General features: G+C 73.1%; 21 protein-coding genes. 7 read left to right on the plus strand and 14 right to left on the minus strand.

Annotated elements, in window-relative coordinates:
* Positions 1 to 5: 5 nt before the first annotated feature.
* The 9 genes from INN71_RS14230 to INN71_RS14270 all read right to left on the minus strand — a co-directional run bounded on the left by INN71_RS14230 (position 6) and on the right by INN71_RS14270 (position 7813).
* The gene (locus tag INN71_RS14230) at positions 6 to 623 is read right to left on the minus strand and encodes an acVLRF1 family peptidyl-tRNA hydrolase (protein WP_277498186.1); all 618 of its coding nucleotides are present in this window, start codon (positions 621 to 623) and stop codon (positions 6 to 8) included.
* A gap of 13 nt (positions 624 to 636) precedes the next feature.
* Positions 637 to 915, minus strand: coding sequence for a metal-sulfur cluster assembly factor (locus tag INN71_RS14235; RefSeq protein WP_301800923.1), 279 nt, complete (start codon positions 913 to 915; stop codon positions 637 to 639).
* A 434-nt stretch (positions 916 to 1349) separates the two neighbouring features.
* Positions 1350 to 1814: a Fe-S cluster assembly sulfur transfer protein SufU gene (sufU, locus tag INN71_RS14240; protein ID WP_277498182.1), complete on the minus strand. Its 465-nt coding sequence runs from the start codon at positions 1812 to 1814 to the stop codon at positions 1350 to 1352.
* Positions 1815 to 1818: 4 nt separating this feature from the next.
* Positions 1819 to 3087: a cysteine desulfurase gene (locus tag INN71_RS14245; RefSeq protein ID WP_277498181.1), complete on the minus strand. Its 1269-nt coding sequence runs from the start codon at positions 3085 to 3087 to the stop codon at positions 1819 to 1821.
* 116 nt (positions 3088 to 3203) lie between these two features.
* A complete protein-coding gene (gene sufC, locus INN71_RS14250; RefSeq protein ID WP_277498179.1) occupies positions 3204 to 3962 on the minus strand; it encodes a Fe-S cluster assembly ATPase SufC in 759 nt (252 codons plus the stop codon).
* Positions 3963 to 4030: 68 nt separating this feature from the next.
* Entirely contained in the window at positions 4031 to 4366 is a 336-nt protein-coding gene (locus INN71_RS14255; RefSeq protein ID WP_277498177.1) for a non-heme iron oxygenase ferredoxin subunit, read from the minus strand.
* A gap of 3 nt (positions 4367 to 4369) precedes the next feature.
* On the minus strand, positions 4370 to 5554 hold the full coding sequence (gene sufD, locus INN71_RS14260; RefSeq protein ID WP_277498175.1) for a Fe-S cluster assembly protein SufD: 1185 nt from the start codon (positions 5552 to 5554) through the stop codon (positions 4370 to 4372).
* Between the two features lie 58 nt (positions 5555 to 5612).
* Positions 5613 to 7040, minus strand: a complete 1428-nt coding sequence (gene sufB / locus INN71_RS14265; RefSeq protein ID WP_277498174.1) for a Fe-S cluster assembly protein SufB — start codon at positions 7038 to 7040, stop codon at positions 5613 to 5615.
* Positions 7037 to 7813, minus strand: coding sequence for a metalloregulator ArsR/SmtB family transcription factor (locus INN71_RS14270; protein ID WP_277498173.1), 777 nt, complete (start codon positions 7811 to 7813; stop codon positions 7037 to 7039). Before INN71_RS14270 ends, sufB begins: the two co-directional genes overlap by 4 nt.
* 87 nt (positions 7814 to 7900) lie before the next feature.
* Here INN71_RS14270 and INN71_RS14275 point away from each other — a divergent pair, with 87 nt between their 5' ends.
* From INN71_RS14275 to INN71_RS14285, 3 genes are read left to right on the plus strand one after another with little or no spacing between them, the layout of a single operon-like run.
* Positions 7901 to 8857: an ABC transporter ATP-binding protein gene (locus tag INN71_RS14275; RefSeq protein WP_277498171.1), complete on the plus strand. Its 957-nt coding sequence runs from the start codon at positions 7901 to 7903 to the stop codon at positions 8855 to 8857.
* Positions 8854 to 9630: an ABC transporter permease gene (locus INN71_RS14280; protein WP_277498170.1), complete on the plus strand. Its 777-nt coding sequence runs from the start codon at positions 8854 to 8856 to the stop codon at positions 9628 to 9630. Before INN71_RS14275 ends, INN71_RS14280 begins: the two co-directional genes overlap by 4 nt.
* A 1-nt stretch (position 9631) precedes the next feature.
* The gene (locus tag INN71_RS14285) at positions 9632 to 10564 is read left to right on the plus strand and encodes a heme A synthase (protein WP_277498168.1); all 933 of its coding nucleotides are present in this window, start codon (positions 9632 to 9634) and stop codon (positions 10562 to 10564) included.
* Positions 10565 to 10720: 156 nt separating this feature from the next.
* Here the strand turns inward: INN71_RS14285 and INN71_RS14290 are convergent, their stop codons facing one another.
* On the minus strand, positions 10721 to 11602 hold the full coding sequence (locus tag INN71_RS14290; protein ID WP_277498247.1) for a heme o synthase: 882 nt from the start codon (positions 11600 to 11602) through the stop codon (positions 10721 to 10723).
* Between the two features lie 343 nt (positions 11603 to 11945).
* Between INN71_RS14290 and tkt the strand changes: the two genes are divergently transcribed.
* Genes tkt through pgl form a run of 4 tightly spaced genes read left to right on the plus strand, consistent with a single transcriptional unit; the run spans position 11946 to position 17567 of the window.
* Positions 11946 to 14045 (plus strand): transketolase, encoded by a 2100-nt coding sequence (tkt, locus tag INN71_RS14295; protein WP_277498167.1) that lies wholly within the window; start codon positions 11946 to 11948, stop codon positions 14043 to 14045.
* A gap of 35 nt (positions 14046 to 14080) precedes the next feature.
* Complete coding sequence (gene tal, locus INN71_RS14300) at positions 14081 to 15196, plus strand: transaldolase (protein ID WP_277498165.1); 1116 nt, start codon at positions 14081 to 14083, stop codon at positions 15194 to 15196.
* On the plus strand, positions 15193 to 16836 hold the full coding sequence (locus tag INN71_RS14305) for a glucose-6-phosphate isomerase (protein ID WP_277498164.1): 1644 nt from the start codon (positions 15193 to 15195) through the stop codon (positions 16834 to 16836). Before tal ends, INN71_RS14305 begins: the two co-directional genes overlap by 4 nt.
* Entirely contained in the window at positions 16833 to 17567 is a 735-nt protein-coding gene (gene pgl / locus INN71_RS14310; RefSeq protein WP_277498163.1) for a 6-phosphogluconolactonase, read from the plus strand. Before INN71_RS14305 ends, pgl begins: the two co-directional genes overlap by 4 nt.
* Positions 17568 to 17689: 122 nt before the next feature.
* Here the strand turns inward: pgl and INN71_RS14315 are convergent, their stop codons facing one another.
* The 4 genes from INN71_RS14315 to pgk all read right to left on the minus strand — a co-directional run bounded on the left by INN71_RS14315 (position 17690) and on the right by pgk (position 20776).
* Entirely contained in the window at positions 17690 to 18049 is a 360-nt protein-coding gene (locus tag INN71_RS14315) for an RNA polymerase-binding protein RbpA (protein WP_277498162.1), read from the minus strand.
* A gap of 24 nt (positions 18050 to 18073) precedes the next feature.
* Positions 18074 to 18316 carry a preprotein translocase subunit SecG gene (gene secG / locus INN71_RS14320; protein WP_277498161.1) on the minus strand — a complete coding sequence of 81 codons (243 nt, stop codon included), beginning with the start codon at positions 18314 to 18316 and terminating at the stop codon, positions 18074 to 18076.
* 448 nt (positions 18317 to 18764) lie between these two features.
* Positions 18765 to 19577 (minus strand): triose-phosphate isomerase, encoded by an 813-nt coding sequence (tpiA, locus tag INN71_RS14325; RefSeq protein ID WP_277498160.1) that lies wholly within the window; start codon positions 19575 to 19577, stop codon positions 18765 to 18767.
* Entirely contained in the window at positions 19577 to 20776 is a 1200-nt protein-coding gene (pgk, locus tag INN71_RS14330; protein WP_277498158.1) for a phosphoglycerate kinase, read from the minus strand. The genes tpiA and pgk overlap by 1 nt, the downstream gene beginning before the upstream one ends.

Below are 20776 nucleotides of genomic sequence, written 5' to 3' on the forward strand. Positions count from 1 at the left end.
CGCGGCTACGTGCCCGGCGCGTTGACCACGTCGATGCGCACCGACGACGCGGTCACGACCGCGGCGTCGAGCTCGCCGCGACGGGGCTCGGGCACCGGCAGCCAGGGCTCCACGACCGTGTGCCGCGCCAGGCGACGGTCCTCCAGCACGGCGGCGACGGCGGTGCGGTCGCCGCCCACCACGAGCGGCAGTGCCGGCTCGCCGAGCACGACGACGGCGTGGTCGGTAGCCGCGTCGTACGCCGACCGGGCCTGGTTGTCGCGGCGACGGGCGAAGCGCTGCTGGCTCTGGCCGCCCGCCTTGCTGCGGCCCTGCACGTGGCGGCGACCGACCTTGCTGGCCACCACGCGCGGACCGGCGAGACGGGCCACCGCGAAGCCGCCCTTGCGCACGAGCAGCACGCCCCAGGTCTTCGGCGGGGCCGCGGCCGCCCGGAAGGCGTCGACGTCGGCGGCGCCGGCGTGGGTGCGTCCGAACGGCAGGACGGCGGTGAAGGTCGAGCCGTCACCGCCGGCGCCCGTCAGGCGGCCGGCGACGACGTCGGTCGTCACTCCCCCGTGGCGCTCGCCGAAGTTCGTCACCCAGCGCTCGAGGCGCTCGGGGGGTACGACGACGTCGACCACGGGGGCGGACCGCTCAGACGTTGAAGCCGAGGGCGCGCAGCTGGTCGCGGCCGTCGTCGGTGATCTTGTCCGGGCCCCACGGCGGCATCCAGACCCAGTTGATCGCGACGTCGTTGACCATGCCCTCGAGCGCGCTGACGGTCTGGTCGGTGATGACGTCGGTGAGCGGGCAGGCCGCCGACGTCAGCGTCATGTCGAGGACCGCGTTGGCGTCCTCGTCGACGTGCACGCCGTACACCAGGCCCAGGTCGACGACGTTGATCCCGAGCTCGGGGTCGACGACGTCCTTCATCGCCTCGGTGACGTCCTCGACCGACACGCTCGCGGAGCGGCTGCTGGAGACGCCGCCGCTCGCCTCGGGCACGTGCGGCAGGTCGCCGTGGTCGTGACCGTGGCCGTGGCCGTGGTGGGCGTGGTCGTGACCCGCGTGGTCGTGGTGGTCGTGACCGGCGTGGTCGTGGTGCTCCTGCGTGCCGGCGGCGAGCCCGTGGTCGCCGTGCAGCGCCTCGTGCTGCTCGTCGGCCTCGCCGGGCTCCTGCCCCTGGCCGTGACGGTGCGCGGCGCCCTGCTCGGCCGCGAGCCCGGCGGCCCGCGCGGGGGCGTCCGCGGTCGGGGCGACCTCGCCGGGGCGGGCCGTCGGCGGGGCGTCGGTGACCTCGCCGGTCACCGGCCCGTCGGTGGTGACGAGGCCCTGCTCGTCGTGCGCCTGCTGGGGGGACTCGGTGCTCATGCCTTCTCCTCGATGACTCGGGCCGTGGCGTCCTTCCAGGCCATCCACGACAGCAGGGCGCACTTCACGCGCGCGGGGAACTTGGCGACGCCGGCGAACGCGATGCCGTCCTCCAGGACGTCCTCGTCGGGCTCCACGGTGCCCTTGCCCTGCATGAGGGTCAGGAACGACTCGTGGATCTCCATCGCCTCGTCGACGGGGCGGCCGATGACCAGGTCGGTCAGCACCGACGCGGAGGCCTGCGAGATCGAGCAGCCGACCGCGTCGTACGACACGTCCGCCACCGTCTCCGCGCCGGGCTCCCCGGTCAGGTGCACCCGCAGGGTGACCTCGTCGCCGCAGGTCGGGTTCACGTGGTGGACCTCGGCCTCGTGCGGCTCGCGCAGCCCCTTGTTGTGGGGGTTCTTGTAGTGGTCGAGGATGATCTCCTGGTAGAGGGCATCCAGATCCTGGGCGGTCAACTCTTCACCCCAGCTTGAAGTAAGAACGGGTGTACTCGAGCGCCTCGACGAGGGCGTCGATCTCGGACGGCGTGGTGTAGAGGTACGACGACATGCGCGTCGTGCTCTGCACCCCGTAGCGGGCGTGCGCGGGCTTGGCGCAGTGGTGCCCGGCGCGCACCGCGACGCCGCGGCTGTCGAGCACCTGGGCGACGTCGTGCGGGTGGACCCCGTCGAGCTCGAAGGAGATCGCCCCGCCGCGCTCGGCCACGTCGAGCGGGCCGAGCACCTTCAGCCCGGGCACCGTGGCGAGGCCGTCGAGCGCGTACGCCGTGATGGTCCGCTCGTGGGCGTGCACGGCCTCCATGCCGAGCCCGGCGAGGTAGTCGACCGCCGCGCCCAGGCCGACGGCCTCGGCGATGGGCGGCGTACCGGCCTCGAACTTGTGCGGGATGCCGGCGTACGTCGAGCGCTCCATGCGGACGGTCTCGATCATCTCGCCGCCGCCGAGGAACGGGGGCAGCTGGTCGAGCACCTCGCGCCGGCCCCACAAGACGCCGATGCCGGTGGGCCCGACGACCTTGTGGCCGGTGAAGACCATCAGGTCGGGCCGCTCCGCCTCGTCCATCGCGGCGAGGTCGATCGGGATCTGGGGCGCCGCCTGGGAGGCGTCGACGACCACGAGGGCGCCGACCTCGTGGGCCCGCCGGGCGATCGCGGCGACCGGGTTGACCGTGCCGAGCATGTTCGACACCCAGGTGAGGGTGACGACCTTGGTGCGCTCGTCGATCAGCTCGTCGATGTTCGACAGGTCGAGCCGGTAGTCGTCGGTGAGGCCGAACCACGCCAGCGTCGCGCCCGTGCGCTGGGTGAGCAGCTGCCACGGCACGATGTTGGAGTGGTGCTCCATCTCGGTGGTCACCACGCGGTCGCCCTCGCCCACGGCGAGGTCACCGGTTGCCCACGCCAGCGTGTGGGCGACGAGGTTGAGCGCCTCCGAGGCGTTCTTGGTGAAGATCACCTCGTCCCGGGACGGGGCGCCGATGAAGGACGCCACGCGGTCGCGACCGTCCTCGAACGCCGCCGACGCCTCCGCACCGAGCTGGTGCATGGCGCGGGCGACGTTGGCGTTGTGGCGCTCGAGGTGGTCGACCATCGCGTCGATCACGCACTGCGGCTTCTGCGAGGTGTTCGCGCTGTCGAGGTAGACCAGCGGGACGCCACCGGCGAGCGTGCGCTCGAGGATCGGGAAGTCCTTGCGGACGACCTCGAGCTGCGGAAGCAGGCCTTCCATGGTGGCTCCTTTCAGACGGGTCGCGGTGCGATGGGTGGTGCTGGGCAAGACGGAGGAGCGAAGGCGGCCTGGGAGCGGAGCGGCCGTCGAGCGACGACAACGCCGCCCAGCGCTGCTCAGACCGCGGCGTTCACGTACTTGTCGTAGCCCTCGGCCTCCAGCTGGTCGGCCAGCTCGGGGCCGCCCTGCTCGGCGATGCGGCCGTTGACGAACACGTGCACGAAGTCGGGCTTGATGTAGCGCAGGATCCGCGTGTAGTGCGTGATCAGCAGGACGCCCTTGTCGCCGCCGGCCGAGAACCGGTTGACGCCCTCGGAGACGACCTTGAGGGCGTCGATGTCGAGGCCGGAGTCGGTCTCGTCGAGCACGGCGACCTTGGGCTGCAGCAGGTTGAGCTGGGCGATCTCGTGGCGCTTCTTCTCGCCGCCGGAGAAGCCCTCGTTGACCGAGCGCTGCGAGAACGAGGCGTCGAGGCCGTTCTCGCCCATGGCTGCGTTGACGTCCTTCACCCACGTGCGCAGCTTGGGGGCCTCGCCGTCGATGGCGGTCTTGGCGGTGCGCAGGAAGTTGGCGACGGAGACGCCGGGCACCTCGACGGGGTACTGCATGGCCAGGAAGAGGCCGGCGCGGGCGCGCTCGTCGACGCTCATCGCGAGGACGTCCTCGCCGTCGAGGGTGACGGTGCCGTCGGTGACGTCGTACTTGGGGTGGCCGGCGATGGAGTACGCCAGCGTCGACTTGCCGGACCCGTTGGGGCCCATGATGGCGTGGGTCTCGCCGTCCTTGATGGTCAGCGTGACGCCCTTGAGGATCTCCTTGGCGCCGTCCTCGGTGCTCACCGAGACGTGCAGGTCCTTGATCTCCAGCGTGCTCATGTCTTCTCTCGTCTCCAGCTCGGGTGTCTCGAAGTCAGGGGGTACGACGCGGGGCGTCGCGCCGGGCGTCAGCCCGGGGTGACGCCGTTCAGCGTCGTGGCCACGTCGACGTACAGGTCGTCGCCGCGGACCTCCACGGGGAAGGTCGCGACCGGCTCGGTCGCCGGGAGGCCGCTGGGGGCGCCGGTGCGCAGGTCGAACTCCGACCCGTGCAGCCAGCACTCGATGCGGCAGTCGGCGACGTCGCCCTCGGAGAGGGCGACCGCCGCGTGGCTGCACAGGTCCTCGACGGCGAAGAACTCGTCGCCCTCGCGGGCGATCGCCAGGTCCTGGTCACCGATGGTGACGGCCAGGGCCTCCCCCGCCGCCACGTCGCCCGTCGCGCAGGCTCGCTCGAAGCCCATCGCTCAGGCCGTCGGCTTCTCGGCGAGCACGTGGCGCTCGAGCTCGGACTCGACGACCGCCAGCAGGCGCTCCTCCAGCTCGGGCACGCCGACGCGGCGGATGAGGTCGTCGAAGAAGCCGTGCACGACGAGGCGGCGGGCCTCGGGCTCCGAGATGCCGCGCGAGCGCAGGTAGAACAGCTGCTCGTCGTCGAAGCGGCCGGTCGCGGACGCGTGGCCCGCGCCCTCGATCTCGCCGGTCTCGATCTCCAGGTTCGGCACCGAGTCGGCCTGGCAGCCGTCGGTGAGCACGAGGTTGCGGTTCTCCTCGTAGGTCTCGATGCCCTCGGCGACCTTGCGGATGAGCACGTTGCCGATCCAGACCGTGTGCGCTCCCTCGCCCTGCAGCGCGCCCTTGTAGACCACGTTGCTCTTGGTGCGCGGCGCGGTGTGGTCGGCGAAGAGGCGGTGCTCGATGTGCTGGCCCGCGTCCGCGAAGTAGAGCCCGAGCAGCTCGGCCTCGCCGCCGGGGCCGGCGTACTCGACGTTGGTCGTCGTGCGCACGAGGTCGCCGCCGATGGTGAACTCGCTGGCCCGCACGCGGGCGTCGCGCCCGACGCGGATGCCGACCTGGCCGGCGTGCACGCTCTCGTCGTCCCAGTCGTTGACCGTGACGAGGTCGAGCTGCGCGCCGTCGCCGACGAGCACGGAGGTCGCGTGGCTGTAGCGGGCCGCGCCCGCGTGCTCGACGAGCACCGTGGCCCTCGCGTGGCGCCCGACGCGGATGACGAGGTGGCCCCAGACGACCGCGTCGAGGCCCGTGCCGCGCAGGTCGAGACGCACCGGCTCGGTCAGCTCGGCGTCGGCGGGCACGTCGAGGAGCAGGACGTCGCCACCGTGCGCGACCGCGAGCGCCGCGAGGCGGTCCGACGGCAGGAACTCGCCGAGCTCGCGCGCCTCGTCCGCCCCGATCGGCGTGAGCGTCACGCCGGCGGGCAGCTGCGTCGTCCACTCGAGGTGCGCGTCCGAGGGCGCGTCGTCGAGCAGGCCCCGGAGCCGCTTCAGCGGCGTGAACCGCCAGATCTCCTCGCGGCCCGTCGGGACCGGGTGGAGCGCCAGGTCGTACGACGGCTCGGGGTGCAGGTGGCTGGAGACCTTGCCGGTCTCCACCGCCCGCGCGGCGGCGGGCGTCTCGTCGATCACAGTCACAGTCGTCTCTTCGTCGTCTCTTGTCGTCGGGGTGCGGTGGAGCGGGGGGCCGCCGGCGTCAGCCGACGGCGCCCTCCATCTGCAGCTCGATGAGGCGGTTGAGCTCCAGGGCGTACTCCATCGGGAGCTCCTTGGCGATCGGCTCGACGAAGCCGCGCACGATCATCGCCATCGCCTCGTCCTCCGCCAGGCCGCGGCTCATCAGGTAGAACAGCTGGTCCTCGGAGACCTTCGAGACGCTCGCCTCGTGGCCCATGGACACGTCGTCCTCGCGGATGTCGACGTACGGGTACGTGTCGGAGCGGCTGATCTGGTCGACCAGCAGCGCGTCGCACAGCACGTTGGACTTCGAGCCGTAGGCGCCCTCGTTGACCTGGATCAGGCCTCGGTACGACGTGCGCCCGCCGCCCCGCGCGACCGACTTCGACAGGATCGAGCTGGACGTGTGGGGCGCGGCGTGCACCATCTTCGCGCCGGCGTCCTGGTGCTGGCCCTCGCCCGCGAACGCGATCGACAACGTCTCGCCCTTGGCGTGCTCGCCCATGAGGTAGACGGCCGGGTACTTCATCGTCACCTTGGAGCCGATGTTGCCGTCGACCCACTCCATCGTCGCGCCGGCGTCGCAGGTCGCGCGCTTGGTGACGAGGTTGTAGACGTTGTTCGACCAGTTCTGGATCGTCGTGTAGCGGACGCGGGCGCCCTTCTTCACGACGATCTCGACGACGGCCGAGTGCAGCGAGTCCGAGCTGTAGATCGGCGCGGTGCAGCCCTCGACGTAGTGCACGTACGAGTCCTCGTCGGCGATGATCAGCGTCCGCTCGAACTGGCCCATGTTCTCCGTGTTGATGCGGAAGTAGGCCTGGAGCGGGATGTCGACGTGGACGCCCTTGGGCACGTAGATGAACGAGCCGCCGGACCACACCGCGGTGTTGAGCGCCGAGAACTTGTTGTCACCGACGGGGATGACGGTGCCGAAGTACTCCTTGAAGAGCTCCTCGTGCTCCTTCAGCGCCGTGTCGGTGTCGACGAAGATGACGCCCTTCTCCTCGAGGTCCTCGCGGATCGAGTGGTAGACGACCTCGGACTCGTACTGCGCCGCGACACCGGCGACGAGGCGCTGCTTCTCCGCCTCGGGGATGCCGAGCTTGTCGTAGGTGTTCTTGATGTCCTCCGGCAGCTCCTCCCAGCTGGTGGCCTGCTTCTCGGAGGAGCGCACGAAGTACTTGATGTTGTCGAAGTCGATGGTCTCGAGCTCCGCGCCCCACTGGGGCATGGGCTTGCGACCGAAGAGCTTCAGGCCCTTCATCCGCAGGTCGAGCATCCACTGGGGCTCGTTCTTCTTGCCCGAGATGTCGGCCACGACGGCCTCGTTGAGGCCGCGCTGCGCGGCGGCGCCGGCGGCGTCGCTGTCGGACCAGCCGAACTCGTAGCGGCCGATGCCGGCCAGGCCGGGGTTGAGCTCGTCGATGCTCGGTGAGGTCGTCATGCTGACGCTCCGTTCTGCTCGGGGTTCTGCGCGGGGTCCTGCTCGGGGTGGGGCACGGGGTGGGGCACGGGGTGCTGCGGGGGGTGGATCGATCGGGGGACGTCCGGGATGCACGTGGTGCAGACGCCGTCGCCGTGGGCGATGGTCGCCAGGCGCTGCACGTGGCGCCCGAGGACCGCGCTGATGGCCTCGGTCTCGGCCTCGCACAGCTGGGGGAACTCCTGGGCGACGTGCGAGACGGGGCAGTGCTGCTGGCACAGCTGCGGGCCCACGGGGGACTCGCGCACGCCCGCGGCGTACCCCTCCTCGGTCAGCACGCGCGCGAGCACCTCGGCCGGGGTGAGGTCGGGGTGCTGGTCGCGCACGCGGGTGAAGTCACGCTCGATGAACGCCACGCGGCGCCGCGAGAATTCCAGCACGGCCTCGTCGCCGCCGGTCTCGGAGAGGAACCGCAGGGCCTGCACGGCGAGGTCGTCGTAGGTGTGGTCGAACTGCTCGCGGCCGGCCTCGGTGAGCGCGAACACGCGGGCGGGACGGCCCCGGCCGCGGGTGCCGCGGACCCGCTGCTCGCGGGCCTCGAGCACGCCCTCCTCGACGAGCTGGTCGAGGTGGCGGCGGACCGCGGCGGCCGTCAGGTCGAGGGCCGCGGCGAGGTCGGCGGCCGTCGAGGGGCCTGCCTGGAGGATGGTCCGCACGACGCGCGCCCGCGTGGGGGCGTCGGCGACGGCACCCCGGGCGGCACCCGGTCGCACCTGTCCTCCGTCGAATTGCACAACACGAGTGTGACGTTATTGCCGGGGCCTCTTCAAGCAAGGGTGGCCTAACCCTCCCCGGCGCGGCCCGGCTCCTACACTTGCCCGGTGTCCGCGCCCGCTCCCGCCGTCGAGATCGACGGCCTGGTGATGCGGTACGGCGACACCCTCGCCGTCGACGGCCTCTCCCTCGACGTGGCGGCCGGGTCCATCACGGCGGTGCTCGGCCCGAACGGGGCCGGCAAGACCACGACGCTGGAGACGTGCGAGGGCTTCCGGCGCCCGCACGCCGGCACCGTGCGGGTCCTCGGGCTCGACCCGGTCCGCGACCGCGCCGCACTCCTCCCTCGCATCGGCGTCATGCTCCAGGCCGGCGGCGCGTGGTCGGGCGTGCGGGCCGTCGAGATGCTGCGCCACGTGGCCGCGCTCCACGCGCACCCGCTGCCCGTCGACCTGCTCGTGGAGCGGCTCGGGCTCGGCGAGTGCGGGCGCACGCCGTACCGGCGCCTGTCGGGCGGCCAGCAGCAGCGGCTGGGGCTCGCGATGGCGCTCGTCGGGCGCCCCGAGCTGCTCTTCGTCGACGAGCCCACCGCCGGCATGGACCCGGCGATCCGGCGCACGACCTGGGAGCTCCTCGAGGAGCTGCGCGCCGACGGCGTCACGACGGTGCTGACGACGCACTACCTCGACGAGGCCGAGCGGCTGGCCGACCACGTGCACGTCATCGACCACGGGCAGCTCATCGCCAGCGGCACGCCGTACGAGCTCACGAAGGCCGGCGGCGCCGCCACCATCCGGCTCGTCGTCACCGAGCCGTTCCCGCCCGACGCCCCGGCGTCGCTCGGCGCGGCCCTCGGGCCGGCCACGGAGGTCCTCGCCATCAACGCCCAGAGCCTGCTCATCACGGGTCCCGCCGACGCGTCCACGCTGGCCACGGTGTCGGCCTGGTGCGAGCAGCACGGTGTCCTGCCCGAGTCGCTGACGCTCGGCCAGCGCACGCTCGAGGACGTCTTCCTCCAGCTCACCGGGCGCGAGCTCGGCACCCCCGCGGTGGGCGCGTCGTGAGCGCGGGCACCTTCACCCCCGCGCCCGGCGCCGCCCCGTTCCCCCGGCAGGTCCTCGCGCAGGCGTCGATAGAGACGCGGCTGATGCTGCGCAACGGCGAGCAGCTGCTCGTCGCCCTCGTCATCCCCGTCCTCGCGCTCGTCGGCGGCGTCGTGGCCGCGGAGCGCGGCGGGATCGAGCTCGACGGCCGCGCGGTCGACGTGCTCACCCCCGGGGTGCTGGCCCTCGCCGTGATGTCGACGGCGTTCACGTCCCTGGCGATCGCCACCGGGTTCGAGCGCCGCTACGGGCTCATCAAGCGTCTCGGCGCCTCCCCGCTCTCCCGCACCGGCCTGCTGCTCGGCAAGCTCGGTGCCCTGCTCGTCGTGCAGGCCGTGCAGGCGGTCGTGCTGGTCGCGCTCGCCCTGGCCCTGGGCTGGAGCCCGGACGGTGGTGTCGTCGGCGGTCTCCTGGCCGTGCCCGTGGCGCTGGTCGGCTCCGCGGCCTTCGCCGCGCTCGGCCTGCTCCTCGCCGGCACGCTCCGGGCCGAGGCGACGCTGGCCGTGGCCAACCTGGTCTACCTGCTGCTCCTCGTCGGCGGCGCCGTCGTGCTCCCCCGCTCGTCGTACGGCGGGGTGGGCGAGGCCCTCGTCGTGCTGCCGTCGGCCGCGCTCGGCGACGCCCTGCGTGCGGCCCTGTCCGAGGGCCGGCTCGCCCTCGTGCCCGTCCTCGTCCTCGCGGTGTGGGCCCTCGTGGGCGCCGCGGCCGTGTCCCGAACCTTCCGCTGGGAGTGAGATGAACCCCTCCGTCACCGACGACGTCGTCGTGGCTGCCGCGCCGCGCAACCGGAGCCTCGCCGAGCGCCTGGTCGTGCCGCTCGCGGTCGCGAACCTGGTCGCCAACATCGGCATCGTGCTGACCGGGGGCGTCGTGCGGCTGACGGGCTCGGGCCTGGGCTGCCCCACGTGGCCGCGCTGCACCGACGACTCCTACGTGCCGCACGGCAGCCTCGGCATCCACGGCGCCATCGAGTTCGGCAACCGCCTGCTGACCTTCGCGCTGGCGATCGTCGCGCTGGCGACCTTCGTCGCCGCGTGGCGCGCGGGCCGGGCGCGCGCGGCGCGGCTGGCGTTCCTCGTCGGCCTCGGGGTGCCGGCGCAGGCCGTGATCGGCGGCATCACGGTGCTGACCGACCTGAACCCCTGGATCGTCGCGCTCCACCTCCTGCTGTCGCTGGCGATGGTCGGGGTGTGCGTGCTGCTCCTCGACGTGCTGCGCCACCCGCTCACGGGCGGGAGCGCGACCGCGGTGCGGCACTCCCCCGTCGTACGACGGGTGGCCCTCGCCGTCTTCGCCGCCGGCTGGGTGGCGCTCTACCTCGGCACGATCGTGACCGGCAGCGGACCGCACGCCGGCGACGCCGACTCCCCGCGGACCGGTCTCGACCCGGAGCTGTTCTCCCGCATCCACGCCGCGTCGGTGTACGCGCTCGTCGGGCTCACGCTCGCCGCGCTCGTCCTGGCCCGCCGCAGCGGCGACGCGCTGCTCGTGAAGGCTGTCGCCGTGCTCGTCGCGGTCGAGCTGGGGCAGGGCGCGGTCGGCTACCTGCAGTACTTCAACGGGCTGCCCATCGTGCTCGTGGCGATCCACCTCGTCGGCGCCGCGGTGACCTCCGCCGCCGTCACGTGGGTGCTCGTGCGGGCGCTGCGCCGCGCCGTACCCGCCTGAGCGGCGGCAGCAACAGCCGCGCGGGACGTCATGCGGAGCGAGCGCCCTGGACCACGATCGGGATGACGTCCCGGGCGGCAGCAATGGCCGCCGCCACACCCCGGCAGGACGCCACACGCGTACGCCGCCCGGGCCGCCGCGCCGCGGGCCCCGGGCTCAGCCGATCAGCGGGTCGATCGCGATGGCGACGAAGAGCAGCGACAGGTAGAGGTTCGAGGAGTGGAACAGCCGCATGGGGCGGATGACCGAGAGGTCCTCCGTGCCGACGGCGCGACGCCACATGCGGTGCGCCTCGACGAGGAAGACCGCGCCCAGGACGGTGGCGGCGGCGGGGTAGAACCACCCGGTGCCCGCGACCGGCCACAGCAGCAGCGAGACGGCGACGGTGGCCCACGAGTAGAGGACGACCTGGCGGCCGACCGAACCCGCGGGCGCCACCACCGGCAGCATCGGCACGGCGACGTTCGCGTAGTCCTCGCGGTAGCGCAGCGCGAGCGCCCACGTGTGCGGCGGCGTCCAGAAGAAGACGATGAGGAAGCAGACCACCGGCGGCCACGCGAGCTCGCCGGTCACCGCCGTCCAGCCGATGAGCGCCGGGAAGCAGCCCGCGGCGCCGCCCCAGACGACGTTCTGCGTGGTGCGGCGCTTCAGCACCATCGTGTAGACGAGCACGTAGAACGCGTTCGCCGACACCGACAGCAGCGCCGAGAGCGGGTTGACGAAAGCGAGGAACACCGCCGTCGAGACCACCCCGAGCGTCAGGCCGAACACGAGCGCGGCCCGCGGCGTCACGATGTGCCGCGGCAGCGCGCGACGGCGCGTGCGGCGCATCTGCTCGTCGATGTCGCGGTCGTAGACGCAGTTGAGGGCCGAGGCCGAGCCCGCCGACAGGGTGCCCGCGACGACGGTCGCGAGCACGACGCCCAGCTCGGGCACGCCGCGGGCGGCGAAGAACATCACGGGGACGGTGGTGAGCAGCAGCAGCTCGATGACGCGCGGCTTGGTGAGCCCGACGTACGCCGCGACCACGTCGCGCAGCGACGGGCGACCGGCGGGCGGCTCCTCGCGGACCCCAAGGTCGTCGGCCGTCTCCTCCTCGCCCGTCGTGGGCGGGACCGCCGGGAGCTGCGCCTCGACCTGACGGTCGGTCGGTCCGTCCGCTCGCGCTGCGGAGGAGGCCGACTGTCCGGCGAAGTTCACAGGTGTCCTCGGGTGGTGCGGCGCCCTCGGGAGCTCGGGGCTCCTCACGGGCGGACGGTCGAGTGCGGGGTCGAGTCTAGACCCCCTCAGCAGTAGGCTCGGCATCGGCGGCGGTGCCGGGCGACGACCCGGGTACCGAGGTCGTGCCGCACCATCACCGAGCACATCCGAGAGGACCTTCGTGACCGAGAACCAGCTGGAATGGACCGATCTCGACCGCAAGGCGGTGGACACCGCGCGAGTGCTGGCGATGGACGCGGTCCAGAAGGTGGGCAACGGCCACCCGGGCACGGCGATGAGCCTGGCGCCGGTGGCCTACCTGCTGTTCCAGAAGGTGATGCGCCACGACCCGTCCGACCCGAGCTGGATCGCCCGTGACCGGTTCGTCCTGTCGTGCGGCCACTCCAGCATCACGCTCTACACGCAGCTGTTCCTGGGCGGCTTCGGCCTCGAGATCGAGGACCTGAAGTCGCTGCGCACCTGGGGCTCGAAGACCCCCGGCCACCCGGAGTACGGGCACACCGCCGGCGTCGAGGTCACGACCGGCCCCCTGGGCCAGGGCGTCGCGAACGCGGTCGGCATGGCGATGGCGGGCCGCCGCCAGCACGGCATCCTCGACCCCGAGGCTCCGGAGGGCGAGAGCCTGTTCGACCACCAGGTCTACGCGATCTGCTCCGACGGCGACCTCCAGGAGGGCGTCAGCGCGGAGGCCAGCTCCATCGCCGGCACGCAGCAGCTCGGCAACCTCACCGTCGTCTACGACCGCAACCGCATCTCCATCGAGGGCGACACCGACGTGGCGTTCACCGAGGACGTGGCGAAGCGCTACGAGGCCTACGGCTGGCACGTCCAGACCGTCGACTGGACCAACGGCGGCGAGGGCTACGAGGAGGACGTCCCCGCCCTGCACGCCGCCGTCATGGCCGCGCGCGAGGTGAAGGACCAGCCGTCGCTCATCGTCCTCGACACCGTCATCGCCTGGCCGGCCCCCAACGCCCAGGGCACGGAGGCCGCCCACGGCTCCGCGCTGGGCGCCGAGGAGGTCGCCGCGACCAAGGAGGTGCTGGGCTGGGACCCCGCCCAGACCTTCGAGGTGCCCGCCGACGTGCTCGAGCACACCCGCTCGCTCGCCGAGCGCGGCGCCGCGTGGGGCAAGGAGTGGGACGGGAAGTACGCCGCCTGGGCCGCCGCCAACCCCGAGCGCGAGGCCCTGCTGCACCGCCTCAAGGCGCACGACCTGCCCGAGGGCCTCGTCGACGCCCTGCCGGTCTTCCCGGCCGACCCCAAGGGCGTCGCCACCCGCGCCGCCTCGGGCAAGGTCATCAACGCGCTCGCCCCGGTCATGCCCGAGCTGTGGGGCGGCTCCGCCGACCTCGCCGGCTCGAACAACACGACCATCAAGGAGGCCCCGTCCTTCATCCCGGCCTCGCGCTCCACGCGCGACTGGACGGGCGACCCCCACGCCGGCCGCGTGCTCCACTTCGGCATCCGCGAGCACGGCATGGGCGCGATCATGAACGGCATCGCGGCCGACGGCCTCACCCGCGTCTTCGGCGGCACGTTCCTGACGTTCTCCGACTACATGCGCGGTGCGGTCCGTGTGGCGGCGCTGAGCGGGCTGCCCGTCACCTACGTGTGGACGCACGACTCCATCGGCCTCGGCGAGGACGGCCCGACCCACCAGCCGGTCGAGCACCTCGCCGCGCTGCGGGCCATCCCGGGCCTCGACGTCGTCCGCCCGGCGGACGCCAACGAGACCGCCGCCGCCTGGGCCGCGATCCTCGGCCACGACGACCGCCCGGCCGCCCTGGCGCTGTCGCGCCAGAACCTGCCGGTCTTCCCGCGCGGGGAGGACGGGTTCGCCACGACGGACGGCGTCGCGCGCGGCGCCTACGTGCTGAAGGACGTCGAGGGCGGCCTGCCCGACGTCGTGCTCATCGGCACCGGCTCCGAGGTCCAGCTCGCGGTCGCGGCCGCGGAGCTGCTCGCCGAGGAGGGCGTGCGCGCCCGCGTCGTCTCCGCGCCCTGCCTCGAGTGGTTCGAGCAGCAGGACACGGCGTACCGCGAGAGCGTCGTCCCGCCCACCGTCAAGGCGCGCGTCGCGGTCGAGGCCGGCATCGCGATGCCCTGGTGGCGTCTCGTCGGCGACCACGGCAAGGTCGTCTCCATCGAGACGTACGGCGCCAGCGCCGACGCCGCGCGCATGTTCGCCGAGTTCGGGTTCACCCCCGAGGCCGTCGTGCGCGCCGCGAAGGACAGCCTGCAGATCACCACCGGCTGATCCGCTCCCCTACCCCACTACCCCAGGAGGTAGCTATGTCCGACCGTCTGAAGGCACTCGCCGACGCGGGTGTGTCCATCTGGCTCGACGACCTCTCCCGCGAGCGCATCGAGACCGGCAACCTGGCCGCGCTCGTCGAGGAGAAGTCGGTCGTCGGGGTCACCACCAACCCGTCGATCTTCGCCGCCGCCCTCGCCGACGGCGAGCGGTACGACGCGCAGCTGCGCGAGCTGGTCGCCGACGGCACCGACGTCGACGGCGTCGTCTTCGCGCTGACCACGAAGGACGTGCGCGACGCGGCCGACGTGCTCGCGCCCGTGCACGCCGCGACCGGCGGCGTCGACGGCCGTGTCTCCATCGAGGTCACGCCCGACCTGGCCTTCGACACCGACGCCACCCTGGCCTCGGCGAAGGAGCTGTGGGCGACGATCGACCGCCCCAACCTCCTCATCAAGATCCCGGCGACGACGGAGGGCCTGCCGGCCATCCGGGACGCGATCGCCGAGGGGATCTCGGTCAACGTCACGCTGATCTTCGGCCTCGGCCGCTACGAGCAGGTGATGGAGGCCTACGTCGCGGGGCTGGAGAAGGCCCTCGAGGCCGGGCGCGACCTGTCGGACATCCACTCCGTGGCGTCGTTCTTCGTCTCGCGCGTCGACAGCGAGATCGACAAGCGCCTCGACGCCGCCGGCGCCGATGCCGAGCTGTTCGGCAAGGCGGCCGTGGCGAACGCCCGGCTGGCCTACCAGGCCTACGAGCGCGTCTTCTCCGGCGAGCGCTGGGAGCGCCTCGCGGCCGCCGGCGCCCACCCGCAGCGCCCGCTGTGGGCCTCCACGGGCGTCAAGAACCCCGACTACCGCGACACGATGTACGTCACCGACCTCGTGGCCCCCGGCACCGTCAACACGATGCCGGAGAAGACGATGGACGCCTTCGCCGACCACGGCGAGGTCGAGGGCGACCAGGTCACGACGAAGTACGACGACGCGCAGGCCGTCATGGACGCCGTCGCCGCCGCCGGGGTCGACTACGACGACGTCATCCGCGCCCTGGAGAAGGAGGGCGTCGACAAGTTCCTCGCCTCGTGGGACGAGCTGCTCGAGACCGTGAAGGGCCAGATCGCCGCCGCCACGGACGCGAACGCGCGATGACCGACTGGAGCAGGGCGACCGGGGAGGGCTACGCCCTCACGTTCGGCTACGCCGACGAGGAGGCGTTCGTCCAGACGGTGCAGGACCTCGCCGGGGACCACGTCGCCTCCCGCATCGCGGCGGGCGACGCCACCCTGTGGGGCTCCGACGCCGAGGAGGAGGCCGGAAAGCGCCTGGGCTGGGTCGACCTGACCGAGACGTCGCGCCCCCTCGTGGCGCAGGTCGAGGCCCTGCGGGACGAGCTCGCCGCGGCCGGCGTCACCCGCGTCGTGCTCTGCGGCATGGGCGGCTCGTCGCTGGCGCCCGAGGTCGTCTGCGGCGCCGCCGGGGTCGAGCTCGGGGTGCTGGACTCGTCCGACCCCGACTACGTGCGCGGCTTCCTGACCGACCGCCTGGAGCAGACCGTCGTGGTCGTCTCGTCGAAGTCGGGCGGCACCGTCGAGACCGACAGCCAGAAGCGTGCGTTCGAGCAGGCGTTCCGCGACGCCGGCATCGACCCGCGCCGCCGCATCGTCGTCGTCACCGACCCCGGGTCGCCGCTCTCGCAGTCGGCCGAGGCGGACGGCTACCGGGTGTTCCTCGCCGACCCGTCGGTCGGCGGTCGCTACTCGGCGCTGACGGCCTTCGGCCTCGTCCCGTCCGGCCTCGCCGGTGCGGACATCGGCTCGCTGCTCGACCAGGCCGCCGCGCTGCGCCCGGCCCTCGAGGAGGACTCCGTCGACAACCCGGGCCTGCGGCTCGGCGCCCTCATCGGCGCCGCGAACGCGCGCGGCGTGGACAAGCTGGTGCTGGCGGCCGCGGACGCGCCGTACCCCGGTCTCGGCGACTGGATCGAGCAGCTCGTCGCGGAGTCGACCGGCAAGCTCGGCAAGGGCGTGCTGCCCGTGGTCGTCGAGGGCACCGACGCGCCCAACCTCGACCCGAGCACGCGGGACGAGGTGCTGGTGTCCTACGGCACCGGGTTCCCGTTCGACACCTGCCCGCCGGCCTCCGGCTGGGGCGCCGCGGTCGACGCCACGCTCGGCGGCCAGCTGCTGCTGTGGGAGTACGCCACGGTCGTCGCCGGTCGGGTCATCGGCATCAACCCGTTCGACCAGCCCGACGTGGAGAGCGCCAAGGCCGCGGCCCGGGAGATGCTCGACGGGGGCGGCGCGCAGCCGGAGCCCGCCTTCACCGCAGGCGACGTGACGGTCTACGCCTCCCCCGGCTGGCTGCCCGCCGACGTCGCGACCCTCGACGGTGCCGTCGAGGCCCTGCTCGGCCAGCTCGACGCCGAGCGCGGCTACCTCGCCGTGCAGGCCTACCTCGACCGCACCCGCGACGCCGAGCTGGGCGCCGTACGGGCGGAGCTCGCCGTGCGCACCGGGCGACCCGTCACCTTCGGGTGGGGACCGCGGTTCCTGCACTCGACGGGGCAGTACCACAAGGGCGGCCCCGCCACCGGCGTCTACCTGCAGGTGACGACGGCCCCGGAGGCCGACCTCGAGGTGCCCGGACGGCCGTTCACGTTCGGCGAGTTCATCGAGGCCCAGGCCGTGGGCGACGGCCAGGTGCTGGCCGACAAGCACCGCCCCGTGCTGCGGCTGCACCTCGCGTCCCCCGCGGCCCTCGCCACCGTGCGCGCGGCGCTGGCGTCGTGACCACCGAGGTACGCCGCTCGCCCGACGCGGGTGCGCTGGCCGCCACGGTGGCCACGGCGCTCCTGGCCCGTCTGGCCGAGGTGCAGGCCGGGGGGCACGACCCGCAGGTCGTGCTCACCGGCGGCACCATCGCCGAGGCCATCCACCGCGAGGTCGCCCGCCTGGCGCCCGACGCGGGCGTCGACTTCGCCCGCGTCGTGTTCTGGTTCGGCGACGAGCGCTTCGTGGCGCCGGACTCCGAGGACCGCAACGCGCTGCAGGCGCGCGAGGCGTTCCTCGACGCCGTGGGGGCCGAGCGCGTGCACGAGGTGGCCTCCACCGCGACGGCCGGCTCGGTCGACGAGGCCGCCGCGGCGTACGACGCGTCCCTGCGCACGCTGGGCAACGGCCGCTTCGACGTCGTCATGCTGGGCGTGGGGCCGGACGGCCACGTCGCCTCGCTCTTCCCCGGCTTCCCCCAGGTCGGCGTCACCGACGCGCTGGCCGTGGGCGTGACGGGCTCGCCGAAGCCGCCGCCCGAGCGGGTCAGCCTGACCCTCCCGGCGCTGCGCAACGCGGACGCCGTGTGGTTCCTGATCAGCGGCGAGGGCAAGGCCGAGGCCGTCGCCCGAGCGCTGGGCGGCCCCGAACGGGGCGAGCCCGCCGACGTGCACGAGACCCCCGCCGCGGGCGTCCAGGGCGAGCAGGAGACCGTGTGGTGGATCGACGAGGCGGCCGCGTCGGCGCTCTGACGTCGCGTCGCCGCTAGCGGCGCGCCTGAGCACGCGGATTCGTCGCAAGGCGCACGCCGCTGCTCGTCGGCGTCGACCGGTTCCGGCGCCGGGTGCGGACCGTCGTCACCGACGACGGGGCGTCAGAAGATCAGCTCGCCCGACGCGCGGCGCGTGCGCAGGGTCTTGAGCGCCTCGTCGAGGATGACCTTGGCCTCGGCGTCGGAGCGGCGCTCCTTCACGTAGGCCAGGTGGGTCTTGTACGGCTCCGCCTTGTGGGCCGGCGGCGGGTTCTCCGCGTCGAGGCTGGCGGGCTGGCCGCACTTCGGGCAGTCCCACGTCTCCGGGGCGACGGCCTCGACGGAGAACGTCATCACCGACCGGTGGTCGTGGGCGCAGAAGTACGTGACGGTCTGGCGGGCCGCGGCCTCGCCGCGTGCCTCCTCGCCCTGGGGACCCGAACCGATCCGGGCCCCGCGGATGGAGCTGCTCCTACCGGCCATGCGCGTTCCTCCCCGAGACCCTGGTCAGGACTGGCCGTCGTAGGCCAGCAGCAGACCGAGGGCGATGATGCTGGCGAACCAGATGATGCCGATCCCGATGGTGTAGCGGTCGAGGTTGCGCTCCGCGACCGACGAACCGCCCAGGCTGGTCGAGACACCGCCACCGAACATGTCGGAGAGGCCGCCGCCCCGGCCCTTGTGCAGGAGCACGAGGAGGATGAGGAGCAGGCTGGTGATCACCAGCACGACGGTGAAGAGGACAGTCACGGGACGAAACCTTACGTCACGGGCCGCCCCGGTCCGACGGCGCCACGAGGGGCCCGTCCCGGGTTCTCCGGCCCGGGTTCCCCGAGCCGGGTTCTTCACGGGGGGCGGCCCCGCGACGCGCGACGACGAGCCGCGCGCCGGGGACGGCTGAGCCGGGGAGAGCGGGGCGACGCGACGGCGGACGCGACGGCGGACGCCGCGAGCCGTACGGCGGGCCCGCTGCCGCTGGTGTCCGCCGAGGCCGCTCTCTCCTGCGGTGGCGGTGTCTGGTGCGGCGCTGGCGCCTCTGCTGCGCCCGCACACCACGTGTGCAGTAGCCCGGACACCGCGTTACACGGGCGGGGGCGATCACGGGCCAGGGGCCGCGGGCGCGGGCACCCCGGACGCGACGGACCCCCGAGCCCGGGGCTCGGGGGTCCGTCAGTGCGGGTGGTGCGGGACGTGCGCCTCAGAGGCGGGGCATGTCGTAGAAGCGGCAGATGCCGCCGAACTCCTCGGCCTGGAGACTGGCACCGCCGACGAGCGCGCCGTCGACGTCCTCCTCGACCATGATGCCGGCGACGTTCGCGGCCTTCACCGATCCGCCGTACAGCACCCGGAGGCCGTCGGCCGCCGCGTCGCCGTGCACCTCGCGCACGCGGGCGCGGATGGCCGCGCAGACCTCCTGCGCGTCCGCCGGGGTGGCGACCTCGCCGGTGCCGATCGCCCACACGGGCTCGTAGGCGACGACGAGGCCCGCGACCTGCTCGGCGCTGAAGCCCGCGAGCGAGCCGTCGACCTGCGCCAGGGTGTGGGCCACGTGCTCGCCCGCCTGGCGCACCTCGAGACCCTCGCCGACGCACACGATCGGGACCATGCCGGCCGCGAGGGCCTTGTGGGCCTTCGCGTTGACGACCGCATCGGTCTCGCCGTGGTGCTCCCGGCGCTCGGAGTGGCCGACCACCACGTAGGAGCAGCCGAGCTTGGCCAGCATCGACGCCGAGATCTCGCCGGTGTAGGCGCCCTCGTCGTGCACGGACACGTCCTGCGCGCCGTACTGGAGCTTCAGCCGGTCCCCGTCCACCAGGGTCTGCACGGAGCGCAGGTCGGTGAACGGCGGCACGACCACGACCTCGACGGCGTCGTGGTCGTGCTTCTTGTCCGACAGCGTCCACGCCAGCTTCTGCACCAGGCTGACGGCCTCGAGGTGGTTGAGGTTCATCTTCCAGTTGCCCGCCATGAGCGGCGTGCGCCCGGAGGTGCCCGTCTTCTTCGTGGCCATCAGTCCTCCAGCACCTTCACGCCCGGGAGCTCCTTGCCCTCGAGGTACTCCAGGCTCGCGCCGCCGCCCGTCGAGATGTGGCCGAAGGCCGTCTCGTCGAACCCGAGCGTGCGCACCGCCGCGGCCGAGTCGCCGCCGCCGACGACCGAGAGGCCGTCGACCTTCGTCAGCGCCTCGGCGACCGTGCGGGTGCCGCCCGCGAACTCGGGCACCTCGAACACGCCCATCGGGCCGTTCCAGAACACGGTGCGGGCGTCGGCCAGTGCGGCCGCGAACGCCGCGGCCGAGTCGGGCCCGATGTCGAGGCCCAGGCTGCTGGCCGGGATGTTCGACGCCGGTACGACGATCGGCTCCGGCCGCGTGTCCCCGGTCGGGAACTCGCTGTCGACGACGATGTCGGAGGGCAGGAGGATCTCGACGCCGGAGGCCTCGGCCCGGCGCAGGTACTCCACGCACGTGCCGATCTGGTCCTCCTCGAGCAGGCTCCGGCCGACCTCGTGGCCCTGGGCCTTGAGGAAGGTGAAGACCATGCCGCCGCCGATGAGCAGCTTGTCGGCCTTGCCGAGCAGGTTGTCGATCACGCCGAGCTTGTCGGAGACCTTGGACCCGCCGAGCACCACCACGTAGGGGCGCTCCGGGGTCTCGGTCAGCCGGGTCAGCACGTCGATCTCGGCCCGCACGAGCGCGCCCATCGTGTGCGGCAGGCGCTGCGCGACGTCGTACACGCTCGCCTGCTTGCGGTGGACCACGCCGAAGCCGTCGGAGACGAAGGCGTCGGCGAGGGCGGCCAGCTCGTCCGCGAACGCGCCGCGCTCGGCCTCGTCCTTGCTGGTCTCGCCCGCGTTGAAGCGCACGTTCTCCAGCACGGCGACCTGGCCGTCGCCCAGGTCGGCGACGACCTGCTGCGCGCTCTCCCCCACCGTGTCCGTGGCGAACGCGACGGGGGCCTCGAGCAGCTCGGCGAGCCGGCCGGCGACGGGGGCGAGCGAGTACGCCGGGTCCGGCGCGCCCTTGGGCCGGCCGAGGTGGGCGGTCACGACCACCCGCGCGCCGGCCTCGGCCAGCGCGCGGATGGTCGGGACGCTCGCCCGGATCCGGCCGTCGTCCGTGATGGTGGTGCCGTCCAGCGGCACGTTCAGGTCCGAGCGGACCAGGACGCGCTTCCCGCCGACCTCGCCGAGTCCGGGGTAGGAACCCAC

This window comes from Nocardioides sp. ChNu-153, from assembly GCF_030466625.1.
GTDB lineage: Bacteria > Actinomycetota > Actinomycetes > Propionibacteriales > Nocardioidaceae > Nocardioides.

Coding starts and splice junctions, on each gene's coding strand:
- INN71_RS14245 (WP_277498181.1), bottom strand. CDS start 3,087: ATGGAAGGCCTGCTTCCGCAGCTCGAGGTCGTCCGCAAGGACTTCCCG.
- INN71_RS14315 (WP_277498162.1), bottom strand. CDS start 18,049: ATGGCCGGTAGGAGCAGCTCCATCCGCGGGGCCCGGATCGGTTCGGGT.
- tpiA (WP_277498160.1), bottom strand. CDS start 19,577: ATGGCCACGAAGAAGACGGGCACCTCCGGGCGCACGCCGCTCATGGCG.
- INN71_RS14255 (WP_277498177.1), bottom strand. CDS start 4,366: ATGGGCTTCGAGCGAGCCTGCGCGACGGGCGACGTGGCGGCGGGGGAG.
- tal (WP_277498165.1), top strand. CDS start 14,081: ATGTCCGACCGTCTGAAGGCACTCGCCGACGCGGGTGTGTCCATCTGG.
- INN71_RS14235 (WP_301800923.1), bottom strand. CDS start 915: ATGAAGGACGTCGTCGACCCCGAGCTCGGGATCAACGTCGTCGACCTG.
- INN71_RS14285 (WP_277498168.1), top strand. CDS start 9,632: ATGAACCCCTCCGTCACCGACGACGTCGTCGTGGCTGCCGCGCCGCGC.
- sufB (WP_277498174.1), bottom strand. CDS start 7,040: ATGACGACCTCACCGAGCATCGACGAGCTCAACCCCGGCCTGGCCGGC.
- INN71_RS14305 (WP_277498164.1), top strand. CDS start 15,193: ATGACCGACTGGAGCAGGGCGACCGGGGAGGGCTACGCCCTCACGTTC.
- sufC (WP_277498179.1), bottom strand. CDS start 3,962: ATGAGCACGCTGGAGATCAAGGACCTGCACGTCTCGGTGAGCACCGAG.